This window comes from Azospirillum sp. TSO5, assembly GCF_003116065.1.
In the GTDB taxonomy this organism is placed as follows: domain Bacteria; phylum Pseudomonadota; class Alphaproteobacteria; order Azospirillales; family Azospirillaceae; genus Azospirillum.
Genome location: NZ_LGQY01000102.1, coordinates 1 through 25,932 on the forward strand (window position 1 = coordinate 1; position 25,932 = coordinate 25,932).

Here is a 25,932-nt window from a genome sequence, read left to right on the forward strand (position 1 = left end):
CTGCTGATGCTGCAGACCCGGCAGCAGCTGGGCACCATCGCCCTCTCGCTGGCCAACCAGTCGCAGCAGTCGATCCTGCGTCTGTTCTGATCCGGAACGGCAGCCAGCCACACGAAAAGGGGCGCCCCCGCCGGGGCGCCCCTTTTCGTTTCCGGGCTTTCCGAACGAGCCCTTTCAATACCATTTGGGCGCCGGTCAGCGCCGCCGCAGGGCATCCCCGATCAGCGCCCGGGCGTCGGCGGCCAGCGCGGCCCGGCCTTCGCCCCGCGTGTACATCATGTGGCCGCCGGGATGCACCGTCACCGAAACCCGGCCGCGTTCTCCCTCCGGCAGTTCCAGCCGGGACGCAACCCAGCGCGACGCCATGTAGGGCGTGATCAGGTCGGTGCGGCCATGGGCGATCAGCACCCGCAGCGCCGGCTGCAGGGTCAATGCCGTCTGCAGCGCGTCCACGGCGCTCGGCACCGTCATGCGCGGCCAGTCCCAGTTCCGGTTCACCCGGTCGCTGAGCAGCCGGTAAGGCTCGTCCGTCCGCACCCCGAGCGTATCATGGACATAGGCGGCGAAGGCCGTGGTGTAGGTCGGGATCGTGCCCTTCAGGAAGGGATCGAACGGCACGCGCGGCGCTCCCGGATCGGGGTCGGGCGCGGTGAAGGTGCCGTCATAGATGCTGAGGATCCGTTCCCGGTCGCGCAGAAGCTCGCGCGTGAAGACGCCCATCGGAACGCGCCCGCGCTGGCGCCGCACGGTTTCCACCGGCAGGCCGGTGATGCGCGCCACCTCGGCGAAGAGGTCCTTTTCCGCGTCGAGCCGGCCGTAATCGAGCCGGGCCAGCCCGGTCAGGTAAGGGCCGAGCGCGAAGCGTTCCGCCGTTTCGGCCGCCTGTTCCGGCGTGCCGGCCGTGCGCCCCAGCGCCGCGGCGGAGGCGGCCATCGACGGCAGCTTCAGGGCCGGGCCGAGGATGCCGTCCTCGTCGATGGCGGCGAAATCGACGACCGGCGAGACCAGGATCAGGCCGTTGACCGCAAGCCCGACCCGCTCGATCAGCTCGTCCGCCATCTTGGCGATGCGGAAGCCGCCATAGCTTTCTCCCGCCAGGAAGGTCGGCGACGACCAGCGGCCATTGCGGGTCAGCCACAGCCGGACGATCTCGGCCATCGACCGCGCATCGCCCTCCACCGACCAGAAGCGCTTCTCATCCTCGTCGGGCTTCAGCGCGCGGCTGTAGCCGGTGCCGACCGGATCGATGAAGACCAGATCGGTGAATGCCAGCCAGCTGTCGGGATTGTCGACCAGCGGCGCCGGCGGCCGCGGCAGGGTTCCGTCCGGCCCGAAGGCGACGACCTTCGGACCGACGGCGCCCAGATGCATATAGGCCGATGCCGCCCCCGGCCCGCCGTTGAAGACGAAGGTAACCGGACGCGGACCGTCGGAGGGGTCCTTCGGTTCGGCGGTGTAGGACACCGTGAAGATGCGCGCCGCCAGTTCCTCCTTCACGCCGTCGCGAAGCGGCAGGAATTCGGCCGTCGCGCTATAGGCCAGCGCCCCGCCCGGCAGCGGCAGGCTGTGCCGGGTGACGCTGCGCTGGGGGTCGAAACCCTGGAGGCTGTCGGCTTTGCGGTCTTCGGAATTACGGCCCTCCGATTTGTGTTCGTCCGGCTTTGCCGCATCCGCCTTTCCCGTCTCGGTCGTGCCGCCTTCCGGCCGGTCCGCCGCAGCGGCGGAACCGGGGACCAGCGGCGGCATCAGCAGGGCCGGGAGCAGGGCCATCGCCAACAGACGTGACAGGCTGCGGGAGCGGGAAGGCGCGGACAGGAGCGGCATCTGGGAATCCAAGACAGTTTCTACGGGGCGGTCTCCAGCCACCGCATATTGCGGTCCCGCCCGCGATCCGCAACCGGCCCACAGTCCGGTGCCATTTTTAGGACATGTTTTTTCCGGCGACGGCGCGGCGTCGGGCTTGCCGGTTGCGCTGCGCGACACATACTGACTAACCCGAAAAGGTAACATCTTCCGGGTTAGAGTTCTTCCACCGCCCACCCGGGCCAACTTTGACGGGATCCCGCCGACATGCTCCTTCCACGGCATGCCACCATACGCGCACGGCTGTTCCTCGGCTTCGGCGCGGTGCTTGTGCTTCTGATCAGCCTGACCGTCATCGGGGTCCGCGAGGTGCGGAAGATCGATGCCGATCTCACCCGGATCAACGACGTGAACAGCGTCAAACAGCGCTATGCCATCAATTTCCGCGGCAGCGTGCATGACCGCGCGATCGCGCTCCGCGACGTGGTGCTGACCAGCGATGCGACGACCCTGTCCGCCGTCCTGGCCGACATCGACCGGTTGGCCAGCTTCTATGACCAGGCGGCCAAGCCGCTCGACGCCATGTTCGCGACCATGACCGACATCGAGCCGGAAGAGCGGGCGATGCTCGCCGGCATCAAGGAGATCGAGGCGAAGACCCTGCCGGCGATCAAGGCTGTCACCGCCGCGCGCAAGGCAGGTGACATGGCCGGTGCGCAGAAGGCCCTGATGCAGGACGCCCGTCCCGCCTTCACCGAATGGCTGAAGCGCATCAACGCCTTCATCGACCTGCAGGAGCACAAGAACCAGCAGATCGCCGACCGCGCCCGCACGGTCGCCAGCGGTTTCCAGACGCTGATGCTGTCGCTGTGCGCCGCCGCCCTGTTGCTGTCCGGTGCCTTCGGCCTGTGGACGGTGGCGGCCCTGCGCCCGCTGCGCCGCCTGACCGATGCGATGCTGACGCTGGCGCGCGGCGACCTGAGCGTCACCGTGCCGCCGTCCGAGGCCAAGGACGAGATCGGGCAGATCACCGGCGCCGTCGAGGTTTTCAAGGCGAACGCCGTAGAGGCCGACGCCTTCCGCCGCCGTCAGGCCGAGACCGAACACGCCGCCGAGGAGCGCAAGCGGGCCGAGATGGCGGCGTTGGCCGACCGGTTCGAAAGCGAGGTGAAGGGCGTGGTCGACAGCGTCGCCTCCTCCTCCACCGAGGTGCGGTCCCTGGCGCAGTCGCTGGCGACGACCGCCGACCATACCGAGACGCAGGCGACCACCGTCGCCGCCGCATCCGAACAGGCGTCGGTCAATGTCCAGACCGTGGCCGCCGCCGCCGAGGAACTGGCCGCCTCCATCGCCGAGATCGGCCGGCAGATCGGCGAGAGCAGCCGCAAGGCAAAGCAGGCTGCCGATCAGGCCGACGGCACCAACCGCATCGTCGACGGCCTGTCGTCCAAGGCGAACCAGATCGGCGACGTGGTGAACCTCATCAACTCCATCGCCGGGCAGACCAACCTGCTGGCGCTGAACGCCACCATCGAGGCGGCACGCGCCGGCGAGGCGGGCAAGGGCTTCGCCGTGGTCGCCAGCGAGGTGAAGAGCCTGGCCAACCAGACCGCCAAGGCGACCGGCGACATCTCGCAGCAGATCGCCGAGATCCAGACGGCGACCGCCGACGCGGTCCAGGCGATCCAGAGCATCGCCGCCACCATCGGTGAAGTGAACGTCATCGTCGGCACCATCGCCCAGGCGGTCGACGGCCAGAACGCCGCAACGATGGAGATCGCCCGCAACGTCCAGCAGGCGGCGGCCGGCACCAACGAGGTCTCCTCCTCGATCGGCGGCGTCCTGCAGGCGGCGTCGGAGACCGGAAGCGGCGCCAGCCGCCTGCTCTCCTCGTCCGGGGAGTTGTCGAAGCAGGCCGAACTGCTGCACGCACAGGTCGACCGCTTCCTCGGCAGCGTGCGCGGCAAGGTCTGAGTCCGGAACGGGGGGTGGGGCAAAAGGTAGCAAAGCCCATGCTTGCGGGTGGCGGCCGGGAACTCTAGGAAATTCCCGGCCGCCGCATCTCGTGCGCGAGCCATCCGCCGGATGCACCCTTCGACCGTCACGGGTCCGCCATGAGCGACAGCGAAAACACCGGCCCCGTCGATTACGGCCGCCTCGTCTGGAGCGACGATCTGGTTCTGGGCGTCAACTCCATCGACGAGCAGCATCGCGAATGGATCGCGCTGGTCCAGGCCTTCGAACGCGCCGTCACCGAAGGACGGCCGGCCGAGGAGATGCGCAGCACCCTGGCCGCCGCCGTCGCCTACACCGAGTCGCATTTCGCCGACGAGCAGCGGGTGATGGAGGAGGCGGGCTATCCCTTCCTCGACGACCATATCGGCCAGCACCAGCTCGCCTGGGACCGGGTGCATACCTTTGCGTCAGTCGAAGGGGCCGGCGAGGTGGCCGACGAGGAGATGCGCCGGAGCCTGGCCGAATTCCTGCCGCAGTGGCTGATGCTGCACATCAACACCGCCGACCGCCAGTTCGCCCGCTGGCTGAAGGGCACGATGGCTCCCGGCACCGCCCACGGGACCTCATCCGGCACCACCCCCGGGGGCCCGGCAGGTCCCGACGGCCGGGTGTTCGGCGACATTCCCGTCTGAATCCCGTCCCGCTCGGGCGGGATCCGGACCGCCTGCCGTTGCGATTCGCCGGAACCGCCGCTACACAGGGGGCATCCGCGCGAGCAATCCCGTTTTCCGGAGCGTTCTTCCATGTCGACCCTGCCCGATCAGGCCACCATCGCCGCCACCGCGGCCAAGATCCTGCTGGAGATCAAGGCGCTGCACTTCAACGCCGAGACGCCCTTCATCTTCACCTCGGGCTGGGCGAGCCCGGTCTACACCGACTGCCGCCGCATCGTCTCCTTCCCGCGCGCCCGCAAGGCGCTGATGGATTTCGCCGTCGCCACCATCGAGCGCGAGATCGGCTATGAGGCCATCGACGCGGTGGCGGGCGGCGAGACCGCCGGCATCCCCTTCGCCGCCTGGATCGCCGACCGGCTGGAACTGCCGATGCAGTATGTGCGCAAGAAGCCGAAGGGCTTCGGCCGCAACGCCCAGATCGAGGGCCTGCTGACCGAGGGGCAGCGCGTCCTGCTGGTCGAGGATCTGGCGACCGACGGCAAGAGCAAGGAGAACTTCGTCACCGCGCTGCGCAACGGCGGCGCCCAGGTGACCGACACCTTCGTGATCTTCCACTACGGCATCTTCCCGCAGTCGAAGGTCAACATGGACGCCATCGGCGTCCGCCTGCACGCGCTGTGCACCTGGTGGGACGTGTTGAAGGTCGCCCGCGACAACCGCTATTTCGACGAGAACACCCTGTCCGAAGTCGAAAAATTCCTGAATGACCCGGTCGGCTGGTCGTCGGCCCACGGCGGCAAGTCGAGCATGTGACGCAGGCGGGGGGCGGTACGCGCCGCCCCCCTTGAGTTGCCGATCAACCGCGGCGGACGTAGAAGGCGTCGCCCCAGCTGTGATGGAAGGGGCTGATTTCCTCGACCCGCTCGAAGCCGTGGGGGAACAGCAGATCGTCGATGTCGGCGATCCGTCCGCAGCCCTGGTACAGTTCGGCATAGTTCACCTCCACCGCCACGGCGTCGAAACGCCCCAGCAGCGGGCCGCAGCCGGCCAGGATCATCCGCTCCGCGCCCTGGGTATCGATGGCAAGCACATTGTAGCCGTCGGCATCGATGCCGAACTCTCCCAATATGTCGGGAAGCGGGGCCGCGTCGACCTCGATGGTTCCGGTCAGGGTGATGCCGGGATAGACGTCAAGATGCTCCTTCGGCGGCAGCAGAGAACTGGACTGGCTGCCGCTCATCCGGGAAAAGGGGAGCCGTCCGACCCGGTCCGACACCGCGCGATTGATGCAGACGACATCCGGATTGCCGACGAAGCGGGGGGCCAAGCGGCCATAGGTGTCCGGATCAGCCTCGATGAACAGGACCCGGCGGCAGCCGGCTTCGACATACTGGGGATACTCCTCGCCCTCATGGGCGCCGATATGGACGATTCCGCGCGGGACAACGCCATAACGCGGGAACAGGTCGGAATAGCGGAACATCTTGCGGTCGCGGGTGAAAAGCCGCTGCACATGGCGCGGCGCGACCGCCAGATGGGTACAGGCTCCGCCTTCCGCCGACGGCTGCGTGCAGTGCTGCAAGGTCCGGCCGTCAAAACGGAACATCAAATAGCGATGGCGCTGCATCAGGCCATAAAGCGCCGGCAGGTCACCGGCCGACCCATCACCGTCCCCGTCGAACTGAACAAAATCGATGCGGCGAAGCCGCAGCATCTCTCCGGCGCTTTCCAACACCGGCAGCACATCGCGGACGCGATGCAGCATCAGCCAATCGACATGCCGCAGGCCCAGTTTGGCGCACCAGTCGTCCACCGGACCCGATGCATCCCCGGCGATGACGATCCGGTCTTCCGACTTCAGACCGTCGGACCACTCCTCCGCCCCCTGCCCGGCCGCGAGCAGCGTGACGCGCCCCGTCAGGAAATTCTCCAGCAGAGTGTTCACCGGCGCAGCGCTCATGCTCGTCTCAACTCCAAATCATCGGTCTACTTGCCGAAATCACGGTCGGCTGGAAACGGGAGCGATCATAAAGTCCGCTGTCGGCGAAAATGACAAGCGGCCTCGCAAGCTGCCCGTAGCCTCCCACCGAAGCTTCAGCGCGCAGCGGCGGCGGCTTCCTGGTCCGGCCGGGGTCGGTGGTTGAACCGCACGCGGACGATTTCCCACCGCTCATCCGCCCCTACAACCGCACCGTCGCAGGGGCGGCGGTCCAGCACCTCGAAGGAAAGCGTCGACAGCCCGTCGCCGGCCGGGATTTTCCCGGTGGACCAAAGCTCCTGAAAGACGCGGCGGTTGACGAGCGAGATCGGTGACGGCGCCGCATCCGGCGTGAAGCCGTCATTGTCGTGGTCGAGCGGCTGGAAGCGGCCCTTGCGCCGGCCGGTGGGGATGCGGCGCGCCCGAATGCGCAGCGAGAAGTCGAAATCCTCGTATCCCCAGCCCCAGAAGGCATTGGAATAGCCATCGACCTGCCGCATGACGCCGTTCGGCATCAGCAGCGCGCCACCCATCGTGCTTTCCAGGTTGGTGCTCACCGTCCGGTCCGACCGTCCGGGCGCCACCGGCCGCTGCTCCGCCCCGTACCAGAGGATGGGCGTGGGGCAGTCGGCCCAGGAATAGTCGGCATCGACCGGCAGGTAATCGACGTCGTGCAGACAGGTGTAGTCGCTCTGCCCTTCGCCCATCAGGAAACCGGCGTTCTTCAGCGCCCCCCGGTTGAAGGGAAGGCCGGCCTCCTGCTCCACGATGGTGACGCGATAGTCGATCCTCGGCACGAGCCGGTCGAAATAAGCGCTCACCCACGGAACGAATTGCCGCAGATGGGCTTCCCGATCGCGGTAAGGGACGACGATGTGGAGGCGCGCGTCCGCGCTGTCGCCGGTCGTCATGTCAGTCCTTCCCTTCCTGTGCAGCGGATGACAAACCGCTGCCGTCCTCGGCCGCGATGGTGATCGCGCGCGGAAGCCCGCCCGCAAGATGAATGTCCCACATCGCCCGATAGGCCGCCTCGAGATGCCGGGTGAATCGCGGGGTATCGAACAGCGGGCAGCTCTGCCGATTGCGCATCAGCCTCTCCCGCAGGCCGCGGAGCCGTTGGGGCGAGCGGGCGAGGTCCACCGCCGCCGCCTCATACGTATCCTGCCCGTCGACGATCAACTCGGGCAGACCGGCGGCCCGCAGCAGGCTGGCCGCCACGCGCCCGGCAAAGGTCGTGCCGCGCCGCGTCAGCACCGGCAGCCCCGCCCACAGCGCGTCGCTGGCGGTGGTGTGCGCGTTGTAGGGAAGCGTATCGAGAAACAGGTCGGCCAGCCGGTGCCGCGCCAGATGCTCGGCATGGGGAATCGGGCCGGCAAAGACGAGACGCCCGGGATCGAGACCGCGGGCCTCGCCCTCGCGGCGCAGGTTGGCCGCCACCTGCGGATTTCCGGCATAAAGCCACAGGACGCTGCCCGGCACCGCCGCGAGGATGCGCGCCCAGCCGTCGAACAGGGCGGGAGTCAGCTTGTAGGCGCTGTTGAAGCAGCAGAAGACGAAGCCGTCCGACGGCAGCCCGCAATCCGCACGCGAGGGCGTGGCATCGGCAATGGCGCGGCGGCGGTCGTTGGGCTGATAGCAGTCCGGCAGCCGCACCACCCGCTCGGTGAAGAACGCCTCCTCACCCTCCGCGATTACATCGGGGTCGGCGAGGATGTAGTCGACATAGTCGGCCCCCAATGTGCCCGGATAGCCCAGCCAGTTGACCTGCAGCGGAGCCGGACGGGTTGCCAGGATCGACGTGCGCGAGAAGGTGGTGAAGCCGGTCAGATCGACCAGAATGTCGATGCCGTCCGCCGCGATGACCTGCGCCGCATCGGCGTCGCCATGGCGGTACAGGTCGACGAACCGTTCGAGCCCCTGCTCGAACCGACGGCGCAGCGGGCTGCCATCGTCGATGCCGGTCGAATAGGCGGTGACGGCGAAGCGGGACCGGTCATGCGTCTCCAGGGCATCCACCATCAGGTGGCCCATCGCATGTTCCCGGAAATCCGACGACAGATAGCCGATGCGCAGACGGCCATCCCGCGGAGGCGCGGCGGGCCGGGAGACGGGCCGGTGGGCAAGAACGGCGCCGCGGGCCTTCGCCGCCGCCCAGCGGGTCGCGGCCGATTGCTGGTCGGCAAGCGTCGAGGCGCAGGACAGGACGTCGAACGGGGATACGCCCTCCGCCCCCTCCCGCACCCGACGGAGAAGCAGCGCCTCCAGACCGTCCAGGTCACGCCAATCGCAAAGCAGCCTCTGCTGGTGAACCAGTTGGCCTAGCGCTGCGCCATGGCCGGGAACCAGCCTAAGCACCCGCCGACAGGCCTCGGCCGACACCGCGCTCCAGCCGCTCATCGCGGCGGCCATCGCCAGATCGACAGAGGAGTCGATATCGCCGGGAGCCACGGCAACGGCATTGCGCAGGGCGGCGACCGCCAGATCGGGGCGGAATGCCTCCGCCAGCACGCCCGCCAGCCGCCGCCATGCCTCGGCGTTCAGCGGCTGCCGAACGAGCAGGCTTCTCAGGATCGCCAGCGCGCCGTTGGACTCGCGCAGGATCGACAGGACCTGAGCCAGATTGATCTCCGCCACCGGGAAATCGGGCTGCAGGTCCAACGCCGTGCGATATTGGGCGACGGCCTCGCGCAGGCGGCCGAGTTCCCGCAGGGCGTTGGCGAGATTGTTGTGCGCGGCCGGATCGGACGGTTCCAGCCGGACCGCGGCGGCGGCGGCGCGCCAGGCGTCCTCACGATGGCACATATCATGTGCCGCGTTGCCCAAAGCGAGCCAGCTTCGCGCACTCGACGGATCGAGCGCCACCGCGGGGCGGCCGGCGGCGACCGCTTCGGCCGGCCGTCCGGCGGCATGGAGCAGGCAGGTCAGGTCGTGCCGGATGCCGACGTCGAGTGGCGCCAACCCGATCGCCTTGCGGAATACCGCTTCCGCCTCCGCATTCTGGCCAAGGTGATGGAGCGCCACGCCCAGCCTGGACAGTGACGAGGCGTCGGCGGGAGAGAGCCGCACCGCCTCCCGGTGCGCGGCCACCGCCTCGGCGACGCGCCCGAGATCCTGCAGGGCGACGCCGAGATTGTTGTGGACCTCTCCCAGATGGGCATGGGTCCCCAGAACCTTGCGGTAATGAGGTTCCGCGTCCCGCGGCCGTCCCTGGCTGTGCAGGGCCAGCGCCAGACCATAATGGGCATCGACCGAATCGGGCGCGACCCGCAGCGCCGCCGCATAGACCGTCGCCGCCGCATCCCAGCGGGCCATGCCGGCCATCGCCGCGCCGAAATCGAGATAGACCTCCGGATCCTTGGCGATGGCCAACGACTTCTGGAACAGGATCACCGCCTCGCGCGCCCGGCCCAGCCGCAACTCCACGACACCCAGCCGGTGCAGGGCCTTCGGGTTCTGCGGCTCGGCCTGCAGGGCTTCGAGGTAACGGTCCCTCGCCTCCTCCAACTTGCCGGCCCTTTCCGCCGACAAGGCGCGGGTGAAGCCGGTCGATTGGTTTTTTTCTGCCATAGCCGACCTCAGTCCCGCCAGCGCGTGTGTTCCAGAATGCGGGGAATCCCGGCCGGACGTCTGGCATCACCCCAGTTCGAGATGTCGGGAACGGTGGTCACGCCGCAGCGGTGTCCGAGCAGGCTGAGGATGCTCTGGTCGTGGCGATGGTCGCGGAACTCCGGATAGTTCAGCAGGCCGCATTCGTTGGGGGCGTCGGTGATCAGCCGGGCATCCTGGGCATAGCGCAGCCATCGGGACATGAAGTCCCTGCTTTCCGGCCCGCGCTCGCAGATGATGAAGCTGGCGAGGATCTGCGGCGCGTCGATGAAGGGCGGCCGGTCCAGCCCCATGAAGTGGAAACAGTCGCGCTTCGTCCACACGCGGTTGCTGTGCTGGTCCTCCAGCGTGAACAGCAGCACCGGCAGGTCGCGCCGCTGACGGCAAAGCTCGATCACCGGATCGATGCTGTGGACGAAATGGGCGCCGCTGTCGCTGTAGAACAGCATATCGCCATCCTGCAGATGCTCACGCAGCATGAGATCGATGAAATAGGGCTTCCACAGCCAGTACCCGGCCCCGCGCGGCTGCTCCAGGATATGCCGGTTCCGTGCGGCGAACGCAGCGTCGATGTGCTGCCGCCCCATCCTGGCCACGCCGTCGAAGCCACCCACGGCAAGACCGGTTTGCGCATTGTATTTCTGCGCCGTGGTGAAGGCCCCGTCGGCATAGTTCAGCAGCACCCGCTTCATCGCACGCCCCCCGCCGCTCAAAGGCGGCTTTCGATCCACTCGGCCAGACGGTAGGCGTCGAAGTAGAAATCCTCCGCGCCCAGGAACGGCGGCGTGCTGCGATAGCGGCGATAGGTGTCGTAGTCGTCGTCGGCGGCCAGGATGGCGTCGCAGGCCTCCTCGTCGGACTCATAGCGCGACACGTCGATGAAGCTGCCGGCGGCGACATCGCGCAGGACCCCCGGATCACCCCAGTAAAGCGGCACGGCACCCGCCTGGAAGGCGTCCAGGATCTTCTCCGTCAGATAGCCGGGATGGCTCGCATTCTCGAAGGCGAAGGCGAAGCGGTAGCGCGAGAAGACGCGGATCTTCGGCAGCCAGCCCATCTTCACCACGCTGCCGGTGTTGTTCAGCAGCCAGCCGACCGACTCCACATGCCGCCGGGCGCAGAGCATCTGGAAGAAGTCGTTGCGGCGGGCGCAGTTGGGGTTCTTGTAGAGGAAGGCGCAGAATTTCCGCTTCGCGGCCTCCTCCCGCGTCGGCGGCACCGGCGGCAGGACGGACTGGCAGAAATGCGGCGTCGCCCCCTCGCGCCTGTGGTCCCAGGCATGCATGACGTAGAGCGGCAGGCGGTAATGCCGGGGATCGTCGATGCGGTCGAACGACACCGACATGTCGACGCCGTCGAGCGGCGGCCGCACATTCTCCCCGGTGAAGAACATCGACCGGCCGGTCCGCGCCTCGCGGTGGCGGGTGCCGAAGACCGACACGATGGCGAGATCGCTGTCGTTGTCGACGACCGCCACGTCGAAGCGGGCGGACAGGATATCCACGAAGAAGTTCGCGGCCGGATCGAACTCCGGCCAGAAATCGAAGAAGGCAATCCTCAGCCGCGGCTTCAATCCGCGCCCGCCACGGTCCGGCCCATGCAGCAGAAAGCGGTCCAGAACCGCCGGATCCTTGTGGGACGAGGCCAGAAATTCCGACAGGAAATCGCCGGTCCGCTGGTCGATCATGCCGAAGACGCTCCCACACGCACTGATTGCCGCGAGCAGCCCTTTTGCCCGGACAAGCTCGGCGGACACACCGTAGTTCTGCCATCGCCGGGCTGCCAGCGGTATTTTTGGAGCCGTCGCGCCGGGCCTGCCCCCGCAAAGCCGGTTCGCAGTTGCACATAACGGATGTGAGCGGTCCTTGACCGTACGGCCCGCGCCGCTAATATCCGGCGCCATGGACGTCTCTGTACGGATCCCGATGATGATGCGCGCACCGGCGCATCGCGCGCGAATTACCGGCCCGGCTCTCTGAGGAGGGCCGGGATCGAGACCTTATGTGCGTCGGGTGGCAGGAACCAGCCGCCCGATGGTGACGCCTTCCCCCAGGGATCCGATATGACCCGCGATTACAAATCGACCGTCTTCCTGCCGCGCACCGACTTCCCCATGCGCGGCGGCCTGCCGACCAAGGAGCCCGAGCTGCTGAAGCGCTGGGCCGAGATGGACCTGTTCGGCAAGCTGCGCGCCGGCGCCAAGGGCCGCAAGAAGTTCGTGCTGCACGACGGCCCGCCCTATGCCAACGGCAACATCCACATCGGCCATGCCGTCAACAAGATCCTGAAGGACGTGATCGTCCGCTTCCGCCAGATGCAGGGCTTCGATGCCGACTATGTCCCCGGCTGGGACTGCCACGGCCTGCCCATCGAATGGAAGATCGAGGAGAAGTACCGCAAGGCCGGCAAGAACAAGGATGACGTGCCGCTCATCCAGTTCCGCGCCGAATGCCGCCAGTTCGCCGAGGAATGGGTCGGCATCCAGGCCGCCGAGTTCCGCCGGCTGGGCGTGGAGGGCGACTGGAAGCACCCCTACGCCACCATGACCTTCCCGGCCGAGGCGCAGATCGTCCGCGAAATCCACAAGTTCGCGATGAACGGCGGCCTCTACAAGGGCTCCAAGCCGGTGATGTGGTCGGTGGTGGAGAAGACCGCGCTGGCCGATGCCGAGGTCGAATACCACGACCACACCTCCACCACCGTCTTCGCCCGCTTCCCCGTCTGGGGGTCGTCGGCGCCGGAAGTGGACGAGGCCAGCATCGTCATCTGGACGACCACCCCCTGGACGCTGCCGGCCAACCGCGCCATCGCCTATGGCGACGAGATCGAATACGCGACCTTCAAGGTGACCGCCGTCGCCGAAGGCAGCAAGGCCGTGGTCGGCGAGCGTCTGGTGCTCGCCACCGGCGTTGCCGAGGGCGTGCTGAAGGAGGCCGGCGTCACCGAGTGGAAGCAGCTGCACCGCTTCCCCGGCTCGCGCCTTGCCGGCACCTGGTGCCGCCATCCGCTGAACGGCAAGGGATACGACTTCAAGGTGCCGCTGCTGGCCGGCGACTTCGTCACCACCGACGCCGGTTCGGGCTTCGTCCACATCGCTCCCGGCCATGGCGAGGACGACTTCCGCCTGGGTCAGGCCAACGGCATCGAAGTGCCGCAGACCGTGGGCGAGGACGGGCGCTATTACGCCCATGTGCCGCTGTTCGCCGGTCTGGCGGTCTACACCGACCAGGGCAAGTCCGGCCCGGCCAACAAGGCTGTGCTGGAAGCGTTCGATGAAGCCGGGTCGCTGCTGGCCAGCAACCGCATCAAGCACAGCTATCCGCACAGCTGGCGGTCGAAGGCGCCGCTGATCTTCCGCACCACGCCGCAGTGGTTCATCTCGATGGAGACGAACGACCTGCGCAAGGTGGCGCTGCAGGCGATCTCCGACACCCGCTGGGTCCCGACCCAGGGCGAGAACCGCATCCGCTCGATGATCGAGAGCCGTCCGGACTGGTGCATCAGCCGCCAGCGCGCCTGGGGCGTGCCGATCGCCCTGTTCGTCCGCAAGGCGACCGGCGAGATCCTGCGCGACGAGGCGGTGTTCGCCCGCATCGCCGATATCTTCCAGCAGGAGGGTGCCGACGCCTGGTTCGCCCGCGACCCGCAGGATTTCCTCGGCAACGCCTACTCCGCCGAGGAGTTCGAGCAGGTCCGGGACATCGTCGACGTCTGGTTCGAGTCGGGCTCCTCGCACGCCTTCGTGCTGGAACAGCGGCTGGAGGAGCTGGCCTGGCCGGCCGACCTCTATCTGGAAGGCTCCGACCAGCATCGCGGCTGGTTCCATTCGTCGCTGCTGGAAAGCTGCGGCACGCGCGGCCGGGCGCCCTACAACGCGGTGCTGACCCACGGCTTCGTGCTGGACGAGCAGGGCCGCAAGATGTCCAAGTCGCTGGGCAACGTGGTGGCCCCGCAGGAGGTCTGCGACCAGTATGGCGCCGACATCCTGCGCCTGTGGATCATCAACTCCGACTATTCGGAAGATCTCCGCATCGGCAAGGAGATCATCAAGACCCAGGCCGACCTTTACCGCCGCCTGCGCAACACGCTGCGTTACCTGCTGGGCGCGCTGGCCGACTACACCCCGGCCGAGCGGATCGACGCCGCCCAGATGCCGGAGCTGGAGCGCTGGGTCCTGCACCGCCTGTCGGAGCTGGATGCGCTGGTGAGGGAGAAGGTCGAGGCCTACGATTTCCACGCCCTGTTCGTGGCCTTGCACAACTTCTGTGCGGTGGAGCTGTCGGCCTTCTACTTCGACGTCCGCAAGGACAGCCTCTATTGCGATCCGGTCGATTCGGTGCGCCGCCGGTCGGTGCGGACGGTGATGGAGCATCTGTTCTCCACCCTGACCGCATGGCTCGCCCCGATCCTCTGCTTCACTGCCGAGGAAGCGTGGCTGGCGCGTCCGGAGGGCCTCAAGGAGGGGGATGGCTGGACCGAGGAGAGCGTGCATCTGCGCGGCTTCCCGGAGGTCCCGGCAGACTGGCGCAACGACGCTCTCGCCGCCAAGTGGGAGTCGGTGCGCAACGTCCGCCGCGTCGTCACCGGCGCGCTGGAGTTGGAACGCGCCAACAAGACCATCGGCTCGTCGCTGCAGGCCGACCCGACCGTCTTCGTCGACTCGGCGACCAAGGCCCTGCTGGCCGACGTCGATTTCCAGGACGTCTGCATCACCTCGGCCATCGAGGTGACGGACGTGGCGGCGCCGGAGGGGGCCTTCACCCTGCCCGACGTCCCCGGCATCGCCGTCGCACCGGCCCTGGCCGAAGGCGAGAAGTGCGAGCGCTGCTGGAAGGTCCTGGAGGAGGTCGGCACCGTCACCGACCACCCGACGCTGTGCATCCGCTGCGCCGACGCGGTGGCATGAGGCAATTGGCGACAATCGCGGTCCTATCCCCTCTCCCCCCCGGGGAGAGGGTTAGGGTGAGGGGGATCCGGCTGCCGGACGCTCCTCGCCGCGCTCCCCCCTCACCCCGACCCTCTCCCCGGGGGGGAGAGGGAGGATCCGTGGCCCCATGAACGCCTTCGTCGCCAACCAATCCCGCTCCTACTGGCTGTTCGGGCTGATCGTCGCCGTGGTGGTGGTCGTGCTCGACCAGGGCAGCAAATGGTGGATCCTCGAACAGGTCATGCAGCCGGTGCCGCATGTCATCGAGGTGACGTCCTTCTTCAACCTCGTGCTGGTGTGGAACTACGGCGTCAGCTTCGGCACCTTCGCCGGCGGCGGGGCGCTGATGCCCTATATCCTCAGCGCCATTGCCGCGGTGATCGCCGTCTGCCTGGTCTTCTGGCTGCGGCAGGCCGAACGGCGGCTGATCGCGCTGGCGCTGGGCTTCATCATCGGCGGGGCGGTGGGCAATGTCGTCGACCGGCTGCTGCACGGCGCGGTGGTCGACTTCCTCGATTTCCATCTCGCCGGCTGGCATTTCTGGGCCTTCAACGTGGCCGACAGCGGAATCAGCGTCGGCGTGGTCCTGCTGTTGATCGACGGACTGTTCGCGGGCCGCGAAAAGTCGTAAGAGTTCCGTCGCCGGTGGCGTTATAACCGCCGGCGAGCGCTGACCATGCGGTCCCGACCTTCGGGCCGGGTCGCTACGACGTGACAGACGACGGGATCTTCCGAACGTGACCAGCATCTCCTCCGCCCTCTCCTCCACCCGGAATCGGCGTCCCCTGGCGCGGCTTCCGCTCATCGGGCTGGCGCTTGCGGCGTTGACGCTCGCCGGCTGCTCGGATGTGCGCCGGTCCATCGGTCTCGACCGCCAGAGCCCCGACGAATTCGCCGTCGTTTCCCGCGCTCCGCTGACCCTGCCGCCCAGCATGCAGGACCTGCCGAAGCCGCGCCCCGGCGCCGCCCGCCCGCAGGACAGCACGCCGACCCAGACGGCGGCCGGCGCCGTGTTCGGCGGCGGCGCGCGCCGCACCGGCAAGGCGGCCGGCGAATCGACCGGCGAACGCTCGCTGGTCGCCCAGGCCTCGGCCCGCGACGGCATCGACCCGAACATCCGTACCAAGGTCGATCAGGAAACCACCCAGCTGATCATCGCCGACAAGAGCTGGATCGATTCGCTGCTGTTCTGGCAGAAGCAGGAACAGCCCTACTCGCTGGTCGACCCGGCCAAGGAGCAGCAGCGCCTGCGCGAGGCCCAGGCCCAGGGCAAGGCGCTGGACGGTGCCGCCACCCCGACGATCGAGCGCAAGCGCAAGGCGCCGCTGGAAGGCCTGTTCTAAGCGACGGCCATCCGAACGGCCGTTTCAGCCTTGTCCAAGGCGCGACATCACACCAGTTTCCGGGGGCGCCCTTCCCAACGAAGGGCGCCCTTTCGATTCGGACCTCCTGATCCGGGAGCCCTCATGCCTGCCGTCCTATCCGCCCGCCGCTTCGCCGTGGCCGGTCTCCTGGCCCTGACGATGACCGTCGCGGCCCCGCTGGCCCCAACGCCGCTTGGCCCCGCGCCTGCCCATGCGGCGGAGAAGGGAGTGTTTTTCCCCGAAAGCTTCACCTTGTCCAACGGCATGCAGGTGGTGGTGATCCCCAACCACCGCGTGCCGGTCGTGACCCACATGGTCTGGTACAAGATGGGAGCCGCCGACGAGGAGCGCGGCCAGTCCGGCGTCGCGCACTTCCTGGAACACCTGATGTTCAAGGGAACGGACGTCATCCCGCCCGGCGAGTTCAGCCGCATCATCGCCAAGAATGGCGGGCGCGACAACGCCTTCACCAGCTACGACTACACCGCCTATTACCAGAACGTCGCCCGCGACCGGCTGGAGATGGTGATGCGGATGGAGGCCGACCGCATGGCCAACCTGAAGCTGACCGACGCGGTGGTCTATCCCGAACGCGACGTCATCATCGAAGAGCGGCGCCAGCGCATCGAGAACGAGCCGGCCGACCGGATCGGCGAGCAGATCAACGCCACCATGTTCGTCCATCACCCCTACGGCACCCCGGTGATCGGCTGGCCGCAGGAGATGTCGACACTGACGCGGGAAATGGCGGAGCATTTCTACAAGACGTGGTACGCGCCCAACAACGCCATCCTGGTGGTGTCCGGGGACGTCACGGCGGCGGAGCTGAAGCCGCTGGCGGAGCGCTATTACGGCGCCATCCCCGCCCGCCCGGTGCCGGAGCGCAAGCGCGTGTCCGAGCCGCCGCTCAACTCCTCCCGCCAAGTGGTGCTGCGTGACGAGGAGGTGCGGCAGCCATCGGTCCGCCGCATCTGGACCGCGCCGTCCTATCGCCTCGACCCGGAGCATCAGGCCTATGCGCTGCAGGTGCTGGCCGAGATCATGAGCGGCGGCACCACCTCCCGCCTCTACCGCAGTCTGGTGGTGGACCAGAAGCTCGCCACCTCGGCCTGGCTCGGCTATGGGCCGACCGCCTGGGACATGGCGACGCTCAGCGTCGGCGCCAGCCCGGCCGCCGGGGTGCCGATGGACAAGCTCGAATCGGCGCTGTGGGCCGAAATCGACAAGCTGCTGAAGTCCGGCGTGACGGAGGAGGAGGTCGCCACAGCCCGCAAGCGCATGCTGGCCGCGGCGGCCTATGCCCGCGACAGCCTGACCGGGCCGGCCCAGACGCTGGGCGCGGCGCTCGCCACCGGCCAGAGCATCGACGATGTGGAAAGCTGGCCGGTGCGCATCGACGCCGTCACCGCCGATCAGGTCAACGCCGCCGCCCGCGCCGTGCTGAGCCAGACCAATCACGTCACCGGCCTGCTGCTGCCCCCGACCGGAAAGGACAGTTGAGGATGAGCGTGCGTCACATTTCCATGCGGTCGGGCATCGCCGCGTTCTTCCTCGCCGTTGTTGCCATCACCCTTCCCGCCCACGCCATGGACATCAAGCGCGTGGTCAGCCCCGGCGGGATCGAGGCGTGGCTGGTCGAGGACCACAAGGTGCCGGTTCTGGCACTGGAATGGGCCTTCGAAGGCGCCGGCGGCACCGATCCCAAGGGCAAGGAGGGGCTGGCGAACCTGACCTCCACCATGCTGGACGAGGGTGCCGGCCCGTACGATTCGCAGGCGTTCCAGGCGCGGCTGCAGGACAATGCCATCGCGCTTGGCTTCGATGCCGGCCGCGACGGCTTCAGCGGATCGATGCGCACGCTGACCGAGCATCGCGACGAGGCGCTGGAACTGACCCGTCTGTCCCTGACCGACCCGCATTTCGCGCCCGAGTCCCTGGACCGCATGCGGGCCTCGATCACCGCCAGCCTGAAGCGCGATCTCGCCGACCCCAACTATGTCGCGCGGCGCCAGTTCTATTCCACCGCCTTCCCCAATCATCCCTATGGCGACGAGATCCGCGGCACACTGAACAGTTTGCCGACGATCACGCCTGACGACCTGCGCCGCTTCGTGAAGGGCCAGTTCGGCCGTGACCGGCTGGTTGTCGCCGCCGCCGGCGACATCTCGCCGGAGGATCTCGGCAAGGCGCTCGACACGGTGTTCGGCGGGCTGCCGGCGAAGGCCGACGTGCCACCCATTCCCGACGTGACGATGTCCGGGCTGGGCCAGACCATCCTGCTGCCGCGGCCGACCGCCCAGACGGTGATGCTGATGGGCCAGCCGGGGGTCAAGCGCGACGATCCCGACTGGTACGCCGCCACGGTGATGAATTACGTGCTGGGCGGCGGCGGTTTCGGCTCCCGCCTGATGGAAGAGGTGCGGGAGAAGCGCGGCCTCAGCTATGGCGTCTACAGCTATCTGATCCCGATGGACCACGCGGCGCTGGTGATGGCCAGCGGGTCGACCGTGAACGCCAAGGCGGGTCAGGCGCTCGACATCATGCGGCAGGAATGGGCCCGCATGGCGAAGGACGGGCTGACCGACCAGGAGATGGCCGACGCCAAGACCTACCTGACCGGCTCCTTCCCGCTGCAACTCGGCTCGACCCAGGCGATCGCCCGCATCCTGCTACAGGTGAAGCGCGACAATCTGGGCATCGATTACCTGAACCAGCGCGACCGCTACATCAACGCGGTGACCCAGGCCGACATCAAGCGCGTCGCCCAGCGCCTGCTCGACCCGGCCAAGCTGCTGACCGTGCTGGTCGGCAAGCCGGAGGGCGTCTCGCCGACGCGGACGATCGACGGCGGGAGTTGAGGGGGCAGTTACAGCACCGGATGCCCCCTCCCCATCCCTCCCCCGCCTTCGGCGGTGGAGGGGGCAGGACGCTTGCAGGCGTTCGGCGGCAGTCCCCTCTCCCGCGTTAGCGGGGGAGGGTTAGGGAGGGGGCATCGGTTAGCGAAAATGCCCCTTAGGCCAAATCCGGCTGACTCCCCGGAAAGCGCGGATCACTGGGATCGACCGGATGCCCCGGCACCTTGCCCGGAATGATCCCGACCTGATCCGGCCGCGCAGCATCGTCGCGGTCGCGTTGCTCCTCCCGCTCTTCCAAGGGCGGAGTAATCGGCTTGTCCGACATGGCTTCCTCCTGTCGCAAATCCTGAAAACCACAACACCCCGCCCGCCATCCGGTTGCACGGCTCGGCCAGCGTGCATAGGCCGATAAGCAGCACCAACCGCCGCGTTTTGGCCCGTGGCCGATGCCGGCGGTCGGTGTTAGGCTCCCTGCGCCCCGCAGATGGGCCGCGTCAAAGGACCGCTGACGTCAAGGAGTCCAAAGCATCATGACCGCGCTGACCCGTTCCCCCGCCCATACACCGGCTTGGGCCGCTCTCGCCCAACACCGCCAGGACATGGCCGGCACGCACATGCGTGAGCTGTTCGCCGCCGATCCCGGCCGGTTCAAAGCCTTCTCGATGGAGGCCGCGGGTCTGTTCCTCGATTATTCGAAGAACCGCATCACCCAGGACACGGTCGGCCTGCTGCTCGACCTCGCCCGCCAGCAGGATGTGGAGGGCGCCCGCGCCCGTATGTTCGGTGGCGAGCCGATCAACCTGACGGAAAAGCGCGCGGTCCTGCACACCGCCCTGCGCAACCGCTCCGACCGCGCCGTGACGGTCGATGGCCGCGACGTGATGCCGGGCGTGCGCGCCGTGCTGGAGCGGATGGACGCCTTCGCCAATGCCGTGCGCGACGGCGAATGGCGCGGCTATAGCGGCCAGCCGATCACCGACGTGGTCAACATCGGCATCGGCGGCTCCGACCTCGGCCCCGTCATGGCGACGGAGGCGCTGAAGCCCTTCGCCCACGCCCATGTCGCCCTGCATTTCGTCTCCAATGTCGACGGCACCCATCTGGCCGAGCAGCTGAAGTGGCTGGATCCGGAGACGACGCTGTTCGTCATCGCGTCCAAGACCTTCACGACGCAGGAGACGCTGACCAACGCCCACTCCGCCCGCCGCTGGTTCCTGGAGACCGCGCAGGACGAGGCGCATGTCGCCAGGCATTTCGTCGCCGTCTCCACCAACGAGGCGGAGGTCCGCAAGTTCGGCATCGACCCTGCCAACATGTTCGGCTTCTGGGATTGGGTCGGTGGTCGCTATTCGCTGTGGTCGGCCATCGGCCTGCCGATCATGATCGCCATCGGGCCGGAGCGCTTCGCCGAGTTGCTGGCCGGCGCCCATGCGATGGACGAGCATTTCCGCACCGCGCCGCTGGAGCGCAACATGCCGGTGCTGACGGCGCTGCTCGGCGTCTGGTACCGCAATTTCTGGGACGCCTCCTCCTACGCGGTGCTGCCCTACGACCAGTATCTGCACCGCTTCCCCGCCTATCTCCAGCAGCTGGACATGGAGAGCAACGGCAAGTCGGTGACCCGCGGCGGCGCGCCGGTGGATTACCAGACCGGCCCTGTGCTGTTCGGCGAGCCCGGCACCAACGGCCAGCACGCCTTCTACCAGCTGATCCACCAGGGCACCTCGCTGATCCCGTGTGATTTCATCGCGGCGGCGACCACCCACAACCCGATCGGGGCGGAGGCCGGCGCCCATCACCGCATCCTGCTGTCCAACGTCTTCGCCCAGACCGAGGCGCTGATGCGCGGCAAGACCGCCGACGAGGTGCGGGCGGAGATGACAAAGGCCGGCAAGCCGGCGGCGGAGGTGGAGGCGCTGGTCCCCCATCGCGTCTTCCCCGGCAACCGCCCGTCCAACACCATCCTGATCCAGAGCCTGACCCCGGCGACGCTGGGCGCCCTGATCGCGCTGTACGAGCACAAGGTCTTCGTCCAGGGCATCGTCTGGGACATCAACAGCTTCGACCAGTGGGGCGTCGAGCTGGGCAAGCAACTGGCCAACACCATCCTGCCGGAGATGGAGAGCGGTCCGGCCGAGGGGGCGCATGACAGCTCCACCACCGGACTGATGGCGTGGTGGCGGGCGCACCGGTAGAGGTGGCGGCAAGCATCGGTCAGGCTTATAGCAGCAGCTTTCGATCCTGATAGATCAGGATCGAAAGCTTCGGAGGGATGAGCCGCTGCCGCACGATTCGGCGCGGATACCTGCGGTCGCCCGCAATGACCGCCGGTATCCGCGCTTCGGGGAGGAGCCGTCGCGGTCACCTCATTGGGGGACCGGCGCCGAAGCGGGCGACAACGCGATCCGGATCGCTTCGCACACAGCGTCGCGATCCGGCCCCCGAAATACCAGCGGGTATTCGTACTCGATCCGAGGCAGTTCACTGATGTCGAGACCAGTCAGCACCGCGACGATCTCACTCCCCTGGTCGAACAGAGTATAGCCGAATACCTCGCCGCCCTCGGACATCATGCTTGTGGTGAAATGGGCGTTTATCGTCGTTCTGACCACTTTCCAGGTCAGCGAAGATAAATCGACGTTCTCTGCAGAAAATTCTGGGACGTCGAGAGCGGCAGCGATCTTTCCGATCTCTGCCGATGGATTTTTCACCACATCCTCATAATAAAGCCGCACCGGTTCAATGTTGGATTCTTCAAAAAAATTCTCAAATCCCTTCATGTGCGTAATAATAACCTTCAAATAACTAATGATTTTTTCTCTATCATAGGCAATATCACGCCGATCTCCGTCGAAAGAGGACCATTGATTGCCTTCAGCAGCCAGGAACAGCGAGATCGCCTGGGCAAGAAGATTGAACCGCGTCATATAGATGACTGGGACATTTCCAAGATCGGAAACGATACTTCTCTCAAGCCGTGAAAATCTATCGTATTCGATTTCCACCCCGAAGACGCCATTTTCCAAACAACAATGCCTTGAAATGAAATCAGTGAGCGAAACCGAATTTCCAGTTACAGAATTCAAGACAGAGAAGAACGTCGCTATATTCTCGACAAAGTATTCGTTAGGGAATCCCAGGCATTTTGCCTTCGATATGATTTCCGTCAACATGGTCGATCCCGACCGTGGGGTGAAGAAAAGCACGTAGCTTTTTTTTGGCTGGACGGAAGGTTGAGTCAGAATGCGATCGATCAGTTCCGGGATGGTTCTGCCGATGGTTTGCTCAATCAGTTTGCGATTCGGCGGGTCGAGATATCGCATCGCCGCCTTCGCGAACCACCGCGCGGTCGTTTTCCCCGAAGCCGGCGGGGGCTGAAGAATGTCGGCAGCATCGGCGGCCTCCAACCACTGCAGTGCCAGTTCGCCATCGAGGTTGCTGATGTTGTCGTCGATCCGCTCGAAGCATCGTCCCCTATCATCCGTTGCTTCGACCACGCGGAAGATGGCGAAGCGGAGTGCAACCGTACTGTCGGCATAGGTGTCCCCCGGTCCGACACCAACGGAAAAATCGATGACTGAATGTCCGTCGATATTCATGAATGCTGCGAAACGGTCGTCCGTCGCGGATCGCCAGAGTCGCGTGCCGTTCATGGTCACGCCGACCTCCACCCCTTTCCCGAAGGGGCCGAGTTCCACGAAGTCAGCGACCACGGCGATCAGCCCTTCACAGGAACATGGCACCCTGACGACGGTCTCCTCGCGAAAGTGCCCGGGATGCAAGGTCAATTGGCCTGGTTGCCACGTAACCGATCCAATCTCAATGTTGCCAAGCGTCCGGTTCAGCACCACGTTGGGATCAGGCTTGAAAACTCCTACATTCCAGGAACACATCCCCGGGATTCCAGCGACATCCTGAGAATAAAAGCGAAATTTTAGGAACGTCTCGCTTCCGGCAAGTTTCATTCCGAAATCAGAAGAGGAAATGCTTTGGTTCATAATCGTTTCCTCCGGCGTTGCCCTGCTTCACAAGCCAGAATATATGACATCGCTCTACATGATGAAATTCATATAATACTGTTGGTCACTGATAATAACCACCGATACCCGCAGAGATCGGCATGTGGCACCCCACGCCGTTGAAGCCCTTGACCCTGACAAGACACGGTCAATGTCTGCTGGCGTTGCGCCAAACAATACTATGTAAGCGGTCGCGATCTGGTTAGAGCAACCCGGGGCGATGGCGTTCGGAACGTTTGATGTGGCCTTTCGGTTGACATTGGAACAGGTCATTGCGCCACGCCACTTCACTGGAGCAACCCAATGTCTACTCGCTTACGTCTCGCCATCCTGATCTACGGCATGATCCAGGGTGTGGTTTTCGGTATCGGCACCGTCCTGGTCCTGGCAATCCCCAGCTTTTCCGAACAGGCGATGACGCTGATGCCGACCGTGGTGATCCTCAGCATCGTGCTTGCGGCCCCCATCGCCTGGTTCATGGCGCCGCGGCTGCGCCTGCGCTTCTGGCAGCAGCGGGAACGGCAGCAGGCCCCGCGTCGGGTCACGCTGTCCTGATCACTCCGTCGGTGCCGTCTTCCGCGACCATGGCGAACAGCCAGTCGCGGAAGAACGGCGCGGTGGCCGACGCATCGGCTCCCAAACAATTGATGAATAAGCAAATATCCGAACCTTTGAAAATATATTGGATCAAGAAGAAAGCTTAGAAGACCAACTTATCAAAGCGATATCATCATAAAGATGCGCAAAATTCTTGCTGCGCCAGCTTCTCGTGCATACCATTAGAAAGATGCACCGAGAGGCTGTGAGATGACGAAGATCATTGGGTCGCAGATTCTGCTCGACGCAACCACCGGCATGGTCAAGCCCACCGGGTTACCTGCGCGCGCTTCGTCCACCGTCGCTTCTCAGGCTCCCCCGCGCCCGCCCCTTACGGATATTGTGGATCTGTCCGATGCTGCACGCCGAACAATGGGGCGTGAACAACCGACAGCCCTATCGGCGGAGCGTGATCAGGAGATCCGACGCATCGGCACGGCAATTCCGGCAATGGCGGATTGGGCCAGTGCGACAAGCGACTATATGGGAAAGGCCGCCGACGCATTTCGCACCGCCTTCGGCTTATCGGACAGCATCTCGATCACCTCCGGCGGGGCAGGGACGGCCATGATGGACGCAGTCGCCACCAGCAGGGGAATCGCCAAGCCCAAACTGCCATCCGTACTGGCGGAGGCCGGCGAGAGCGAGGCGGGAGCAACTGCAGAGGATCGCAAGGCTGGTACAGGCTTCATCGGGTTGAGCATCACCGATCAGCAGGATCCACGGTTTGGCCAAAAGCTGGATGTCGCGTTCAACCGTTCCGCCGGAATCGCACCGGAGTCCATGACGCTGGTACGGTTGGATGATCCGCGGAATGGCGGCGCGCTGGCCAAGCTGCTGTCGCCCAATGGCGGAGATGATGCCAGCATGTTCGCGGTCACCGACGGCGGCGCAGGGCGGAACGCGAGAGTCGCCGCCGCGATCCGTTCCGTCGGTATGGACGATTTCGCGACTTCAGCGCTGGCAATCGTCAAGGCGGCCGGCCGCTACTTGCCCGGCTTGACCGAGAGCGGCACCGGTAGCCAATAAAACAGGGAGGCTGGGAGCGACGTCGGCTGTAGTCCGACGTCGCGCTTTCACCCTGCCCTCTCAAGCTGCCGCGCCTTCCGCGACCATGGCGAACAGCCAGTCGCGGAAGGCGCGCATGGTCGGCGTCTCCGGCCGCGACTTCAGCGCCGTCAGCCAATAGGCACCCTTGCAGACGGTGACGGCGAAGGGCTGCTCGATCAGACCCAGCGCCAGCGGCCGGCGGAACATCGACACCGGGGCCAGCGCCACCCCCGCCCCCTGGATCGCCACCTCCACCATCAGGGAGGAGGAGTCGAAGACCGGCCCCTTGACCGGCGGCATGGCCGAAGGCTCCACCCCTGCGGCGGCGAACCAGCCCGGCCATTCGTCCGACCGGTAGGAGCGCAGCAGGGTCTCGCGCCCGACATCGGCCGGCTCGCGCAGCCGCCGGGCGATCTCCGGCGCGCACAGGACCGACAGCGGCGCGTCGAACAGGCGGATCGCGTCGGTGCCGTGCCACGCGCCGTCGCCGAAGCGGATGGCGTAATCCAGCCCCTCCGCCGCGATGTCGACGCGGTTGTTGTTGGTGGACAGGCGCAGGTCGACGAAGGGATGAGCCTCGCGGAAGCGGGCCAGCCGCGGCAGCAGCCAGCCGACGGCGAAGGTGCCGACCGCGCCGACCGTCAGCACTTCGCGAAACCGCCCGCCCTCGAACTGGTCGAGCAGGCCGCCGATGCGGTCGAACGCCTCCTCAAGTGTCGGCAGCAGCGCCCTGCCCTCGTCGGTCAGGGCAAGGCCGCGCGGCAGGCGGTGGAACAGGCTGGCGCCCAACCGCTCCTCCAGCAGCTTGACCTGATGGCTGACGGCGGCCTGGGTCACGCACAGCTCGATGGCGGCGCGGGTGAAACTGAGATGCCGCGCCGACGCCTCGAAGGCACGCAGGGCGTTCAAAGGGAGATAGGGGCGGACCACGGGTTCCCCGGACGAATGCTTGATTCCGGGGGTGAGCTAGCACCGAATGGGGGGTGGGCTCCAGGGGGATGTGGGGGGCGTGTTGGCTTCGGGGCCCCCTCCCCATCCCTTGTATGTTGAGTTTGGCTTATAGTGTCTCCGACGGATCGAGCTGCTGGGGGTGGCCACCCCCA

At 66.4% G+C, this 25,932-nt stretch carries 20 protein-coding genes; 11 read left to right on the forward strand and 9 right to left on the reverse strand.

Annotation, left to right across the window (positions count from 1 at the left end):
- Positions 1–195 precede the first annotated feature (195 nt).
- Positions 196–1,824: a septum formation initiator gene (locus tag TSO5_RS23345; RefSeq protein ID WP_109153869.1), complete on the reverse strand. Its 1,629-nt coding sequence runs from the start codon at positions 1,822–1,824 to the stop codon at positions 196–198.
- Between the two features lie 246 nt (positions 1,825–2,070).
- On the opposite strand from TSO5_RS23345, the gene TSO5_RS23350 reads away from it, so the two are divergent.
- The 3 genes from TSO5_RS23350 to TSO5_RS23360 all read left to right on the forward strand — a co-directional run bounded on the left by TSO5_RS23350 (position 2,071) and on the right by TSO5_RS23360 (position 5,246).
- Positions 2,071–3,777: a methyl-accepting chemotaxis protein gene (locus TSO5_RS23350; RefSeq protein ID WP_109153870.1), complete on the forward strand. Its 1,707-nt coding sequence runs from the start codon at positions 2,071–2,073 to the stop codon at positions 3,775–3,777.
- A 140-nt stretch (positions 3,778–3,917) separates the two neighbouring features.
- Entirely contained in the window at positions 3,918–4,451 is a 534-nt protein-coding gene (locus tag TSO5_RS23355; protein ID WP_109153871.1) for a hemerythrin family protein, read from the forward strand.
- A gap of 111 nt (positions 4,452–4,562) precedes the next feature.
- Positions 4,563–5,246 (forward strand): orotate phosphoribosyltransferase, encoded by a 684-nt coding sequence (locus TSO5_RS23360; protein WP_014247028.1) that lies wholly within the window; start codon positions 4,563–4,565, stop codon positions 5,244–5,246.
- 43 nt (positions 5,247–5,289) lie between these two features.
- On the opposite strand, the gene TSO5_RS23365 is transcribed toward TSO5_RS23360, so the two are convergent.
- The 5 genes from TSO5_RS23365 to TSO5_RS23385 form a co-directional block, all read right to left on the reverse strand.
- Positions 5,290–6,393, reverse strand: a complete 1,104-nt coding sequence (locus TSO5_RS23365) for an FkbM family methyltransferase (protein ID WP_109153872.1) — start codon at positions 6,391–6,393, stop codon at positions 5,290–5,292.
- 134 nt (positions 6,394–6,527) lie between these two features.
- Positions 6,528–7,322, reverse strand: a complete 795-nt coding sequence (locus TSO5_RS23370) for a galactosyltransferase-related protein (RefSeq protein WP_109153873.1) — start codon at positions 7,320–7,322, stop codon at positions 6,528–6,530.
- Between the two features lies 1 nt (position 7,323).
- Entirely contained in the window at positions 7,324–9,978 is a 2,655-nt protein-coding gene (locus TSO5_RS23375) for a tetratricopeptide repeat protein (protein ID WP_109153874.1), read from the reverse strand.
- An 8-nt stretch (positions 9,979–9,986) separates the two neighbouring features.
- Entirely contained in the window at positions 9,987–10,709 is a 723-nt protein-coding gene (locus tag TSO5_RS23380) for a hypothetical protein (RefSeq protein WP_109153875.1), read from the reverse strand.
- Between the two features lie 17 nt (positions 10,710–10,726).
- Complete coding sequence (locus TSO5_RS23385; protein ID WP_109153876.1) at positions 10,727–11,704, reverse strand: glycosyltransferase family 10; 978 nt, start codon at positions 11,702–11,704, stop codon at positions 10,727–10,729.
- Positions 11,705–12,079: 375 nt separating this feature from the next.
- On the opposite strand from TSO5_RS23385, the gene ileS reads away from it, so the two are divergent.
- The 5 genes from ileS to TSO5_RS23410 all read left to right on the forward strand — a co-directional run bounded on the left by ileS (position 12,080) and on the right by TSO5_RS23410 (position 19,166).
- Complete coding sequence (gene ileS / locus TSO5_RS23390) at positions 12,080–14,923, forward strand: isoleucine--tRNA ligase (protein WP_109153877.1); 2,844 nt, start codon at positions 12,080–12,082, stop codon at positions 14,921–14,923.
- A 148-nt stretch (positions 14,924–15,071) separates the two neighbouring features.
- Positions 15,072–15,575 (forward strand): signal peptidase II, encoded by a 504-nt coding sequence (gene lspA, locus TSO5_RS23395; protein WP_109153878.1) that lies wholly within the window; start codon positions 15,072–15,074, stop codon positions 15,573–15,575.
- A 106-nt stretch (positions 15,576–15,681) separates the two neighbouring features.
- Positions 15,682–16,287 carry a DUF3035 domain-containing protein gene (locus tag TSO5_RS23400; protein WP_109153879.1) on the forward strand — a complete coding sequence of 202 codons (606 nt, stop codon included), beginning with the start codon at positions 15,682–15,684 and terminating at the stop codon, positions 16,285–16,287.
- A gap of 123 nt (positions 16,288–16,410) precedes the next feature.
- The gene (locus tag TSO5_RS23405) at positions 16,411–17,808 is read left to right on the forward strand and encodes a pitrilysin family protein (protein WP_109153880.1); all 1,398 of its coding nucleotides are present in this window, start codon (positions 16,411–16,413) and stop codon (positions 17,806–17,808) included.
- A gap of 2 nt (positions 17,809–17,810) precedes the next feature.
- A complete protein-coding gene (locus tag TSO5_RS23410) occupies positions 17,811–19,166 on the forward strand; it encodes a pitrilysin family protein (RefSeq protein ID WP_109153881.1) in 1,356 nt (451 codons plus the stop codon).
- Positions 19,167–19,320: 154 nt separating this feature from the next.
- Here the strand turns inward: TSO5_RS23410 and TSO5_RS33030 are convergent, their stop codons facing one another.
- Complete coding sequence (locus TSO5_RS33030) at positions 19,321–19,488, reverse strand: hypothetical protein (RefSeq protein ID WP_174757332.1); 168 nt, start codon at positions 19,486–19,488, stop codon at positions 19,321–19,323.
- A gap of 205 nt (positions 19,489–19,693) precedes the next feature.
- Here TSO5_RS33030 and pgi point away from each other — a divergent pair, with 205 nt between their 5' ends.
- On the forward strand, positions 19,694–21,358 hold the full coding sequence (gene pgi / locus TSO5_RS23415) for a glucose-6-phosphate isomerase (protein ID WP_109153882.1): 1,665 nt from the start codon (positions 19,694–19,696) through the stop codon (positions 21,356–21,358).
- A 171-nt stretch (positions 21,359–21,529) separates the two neighbouring features.
- Here pgi and TSO5_RS23420 read toward each other — a convergent pair whose 3' ends face one another.
- Positions 21,530–23,161, reverse strand: coding sequence for a Stf0 family sulfotransferase (locus TSO5_RS23420; protein ID WP_109153883.1), 1,632 nt, complete (start codon positions 23,159–23,161; stop codon positions 21,530–21,532).
- Between the two features lie 324 nt (positions 23,162–23,485).
- Between TSO5_RS23420 and TSO5_RS23425 the strand changes: the two genes are divergently transcribed.
- Entirely contained in the window at positions 23,486–23,737 is a 252-nt protein-coding gene (locus tag TSO5_RS23425; protein ID WP_109153884.1) for a hypothetical protein, read from the forward strand.
- Between the two features lie 252 nt (positions 23,738–23,989).
- Complete coding sequence (locus tag TSO5_RS23430; RefSeq protein ID WP_109153885.1) at positions 23,990–24,808, forward strand: hypothetical protein; 819 nt, start codon at positions 23,990–23,992, stop codon at positions 24,806–24,808.
- A 60-nt stretch (positions 24,809–24,868) separates the two neighbouring features.
- Here TSO5_RS23430 and TSO5_RS23435 read toward each other — a convergent pair whose 3' ends face one another.
- Positions 24,869–25,759, reverse strand: a complete 891-nt coding sequence (locus TSO5_RS23435) for a LysR family transcriptional regulator (protein WP_109153886.1) — start codon at positions 25,757–25,759, stop codon at positions 24,869–24,871.
- Positions 25,760–25,932 lie beyond the last annotated feature (173 nt).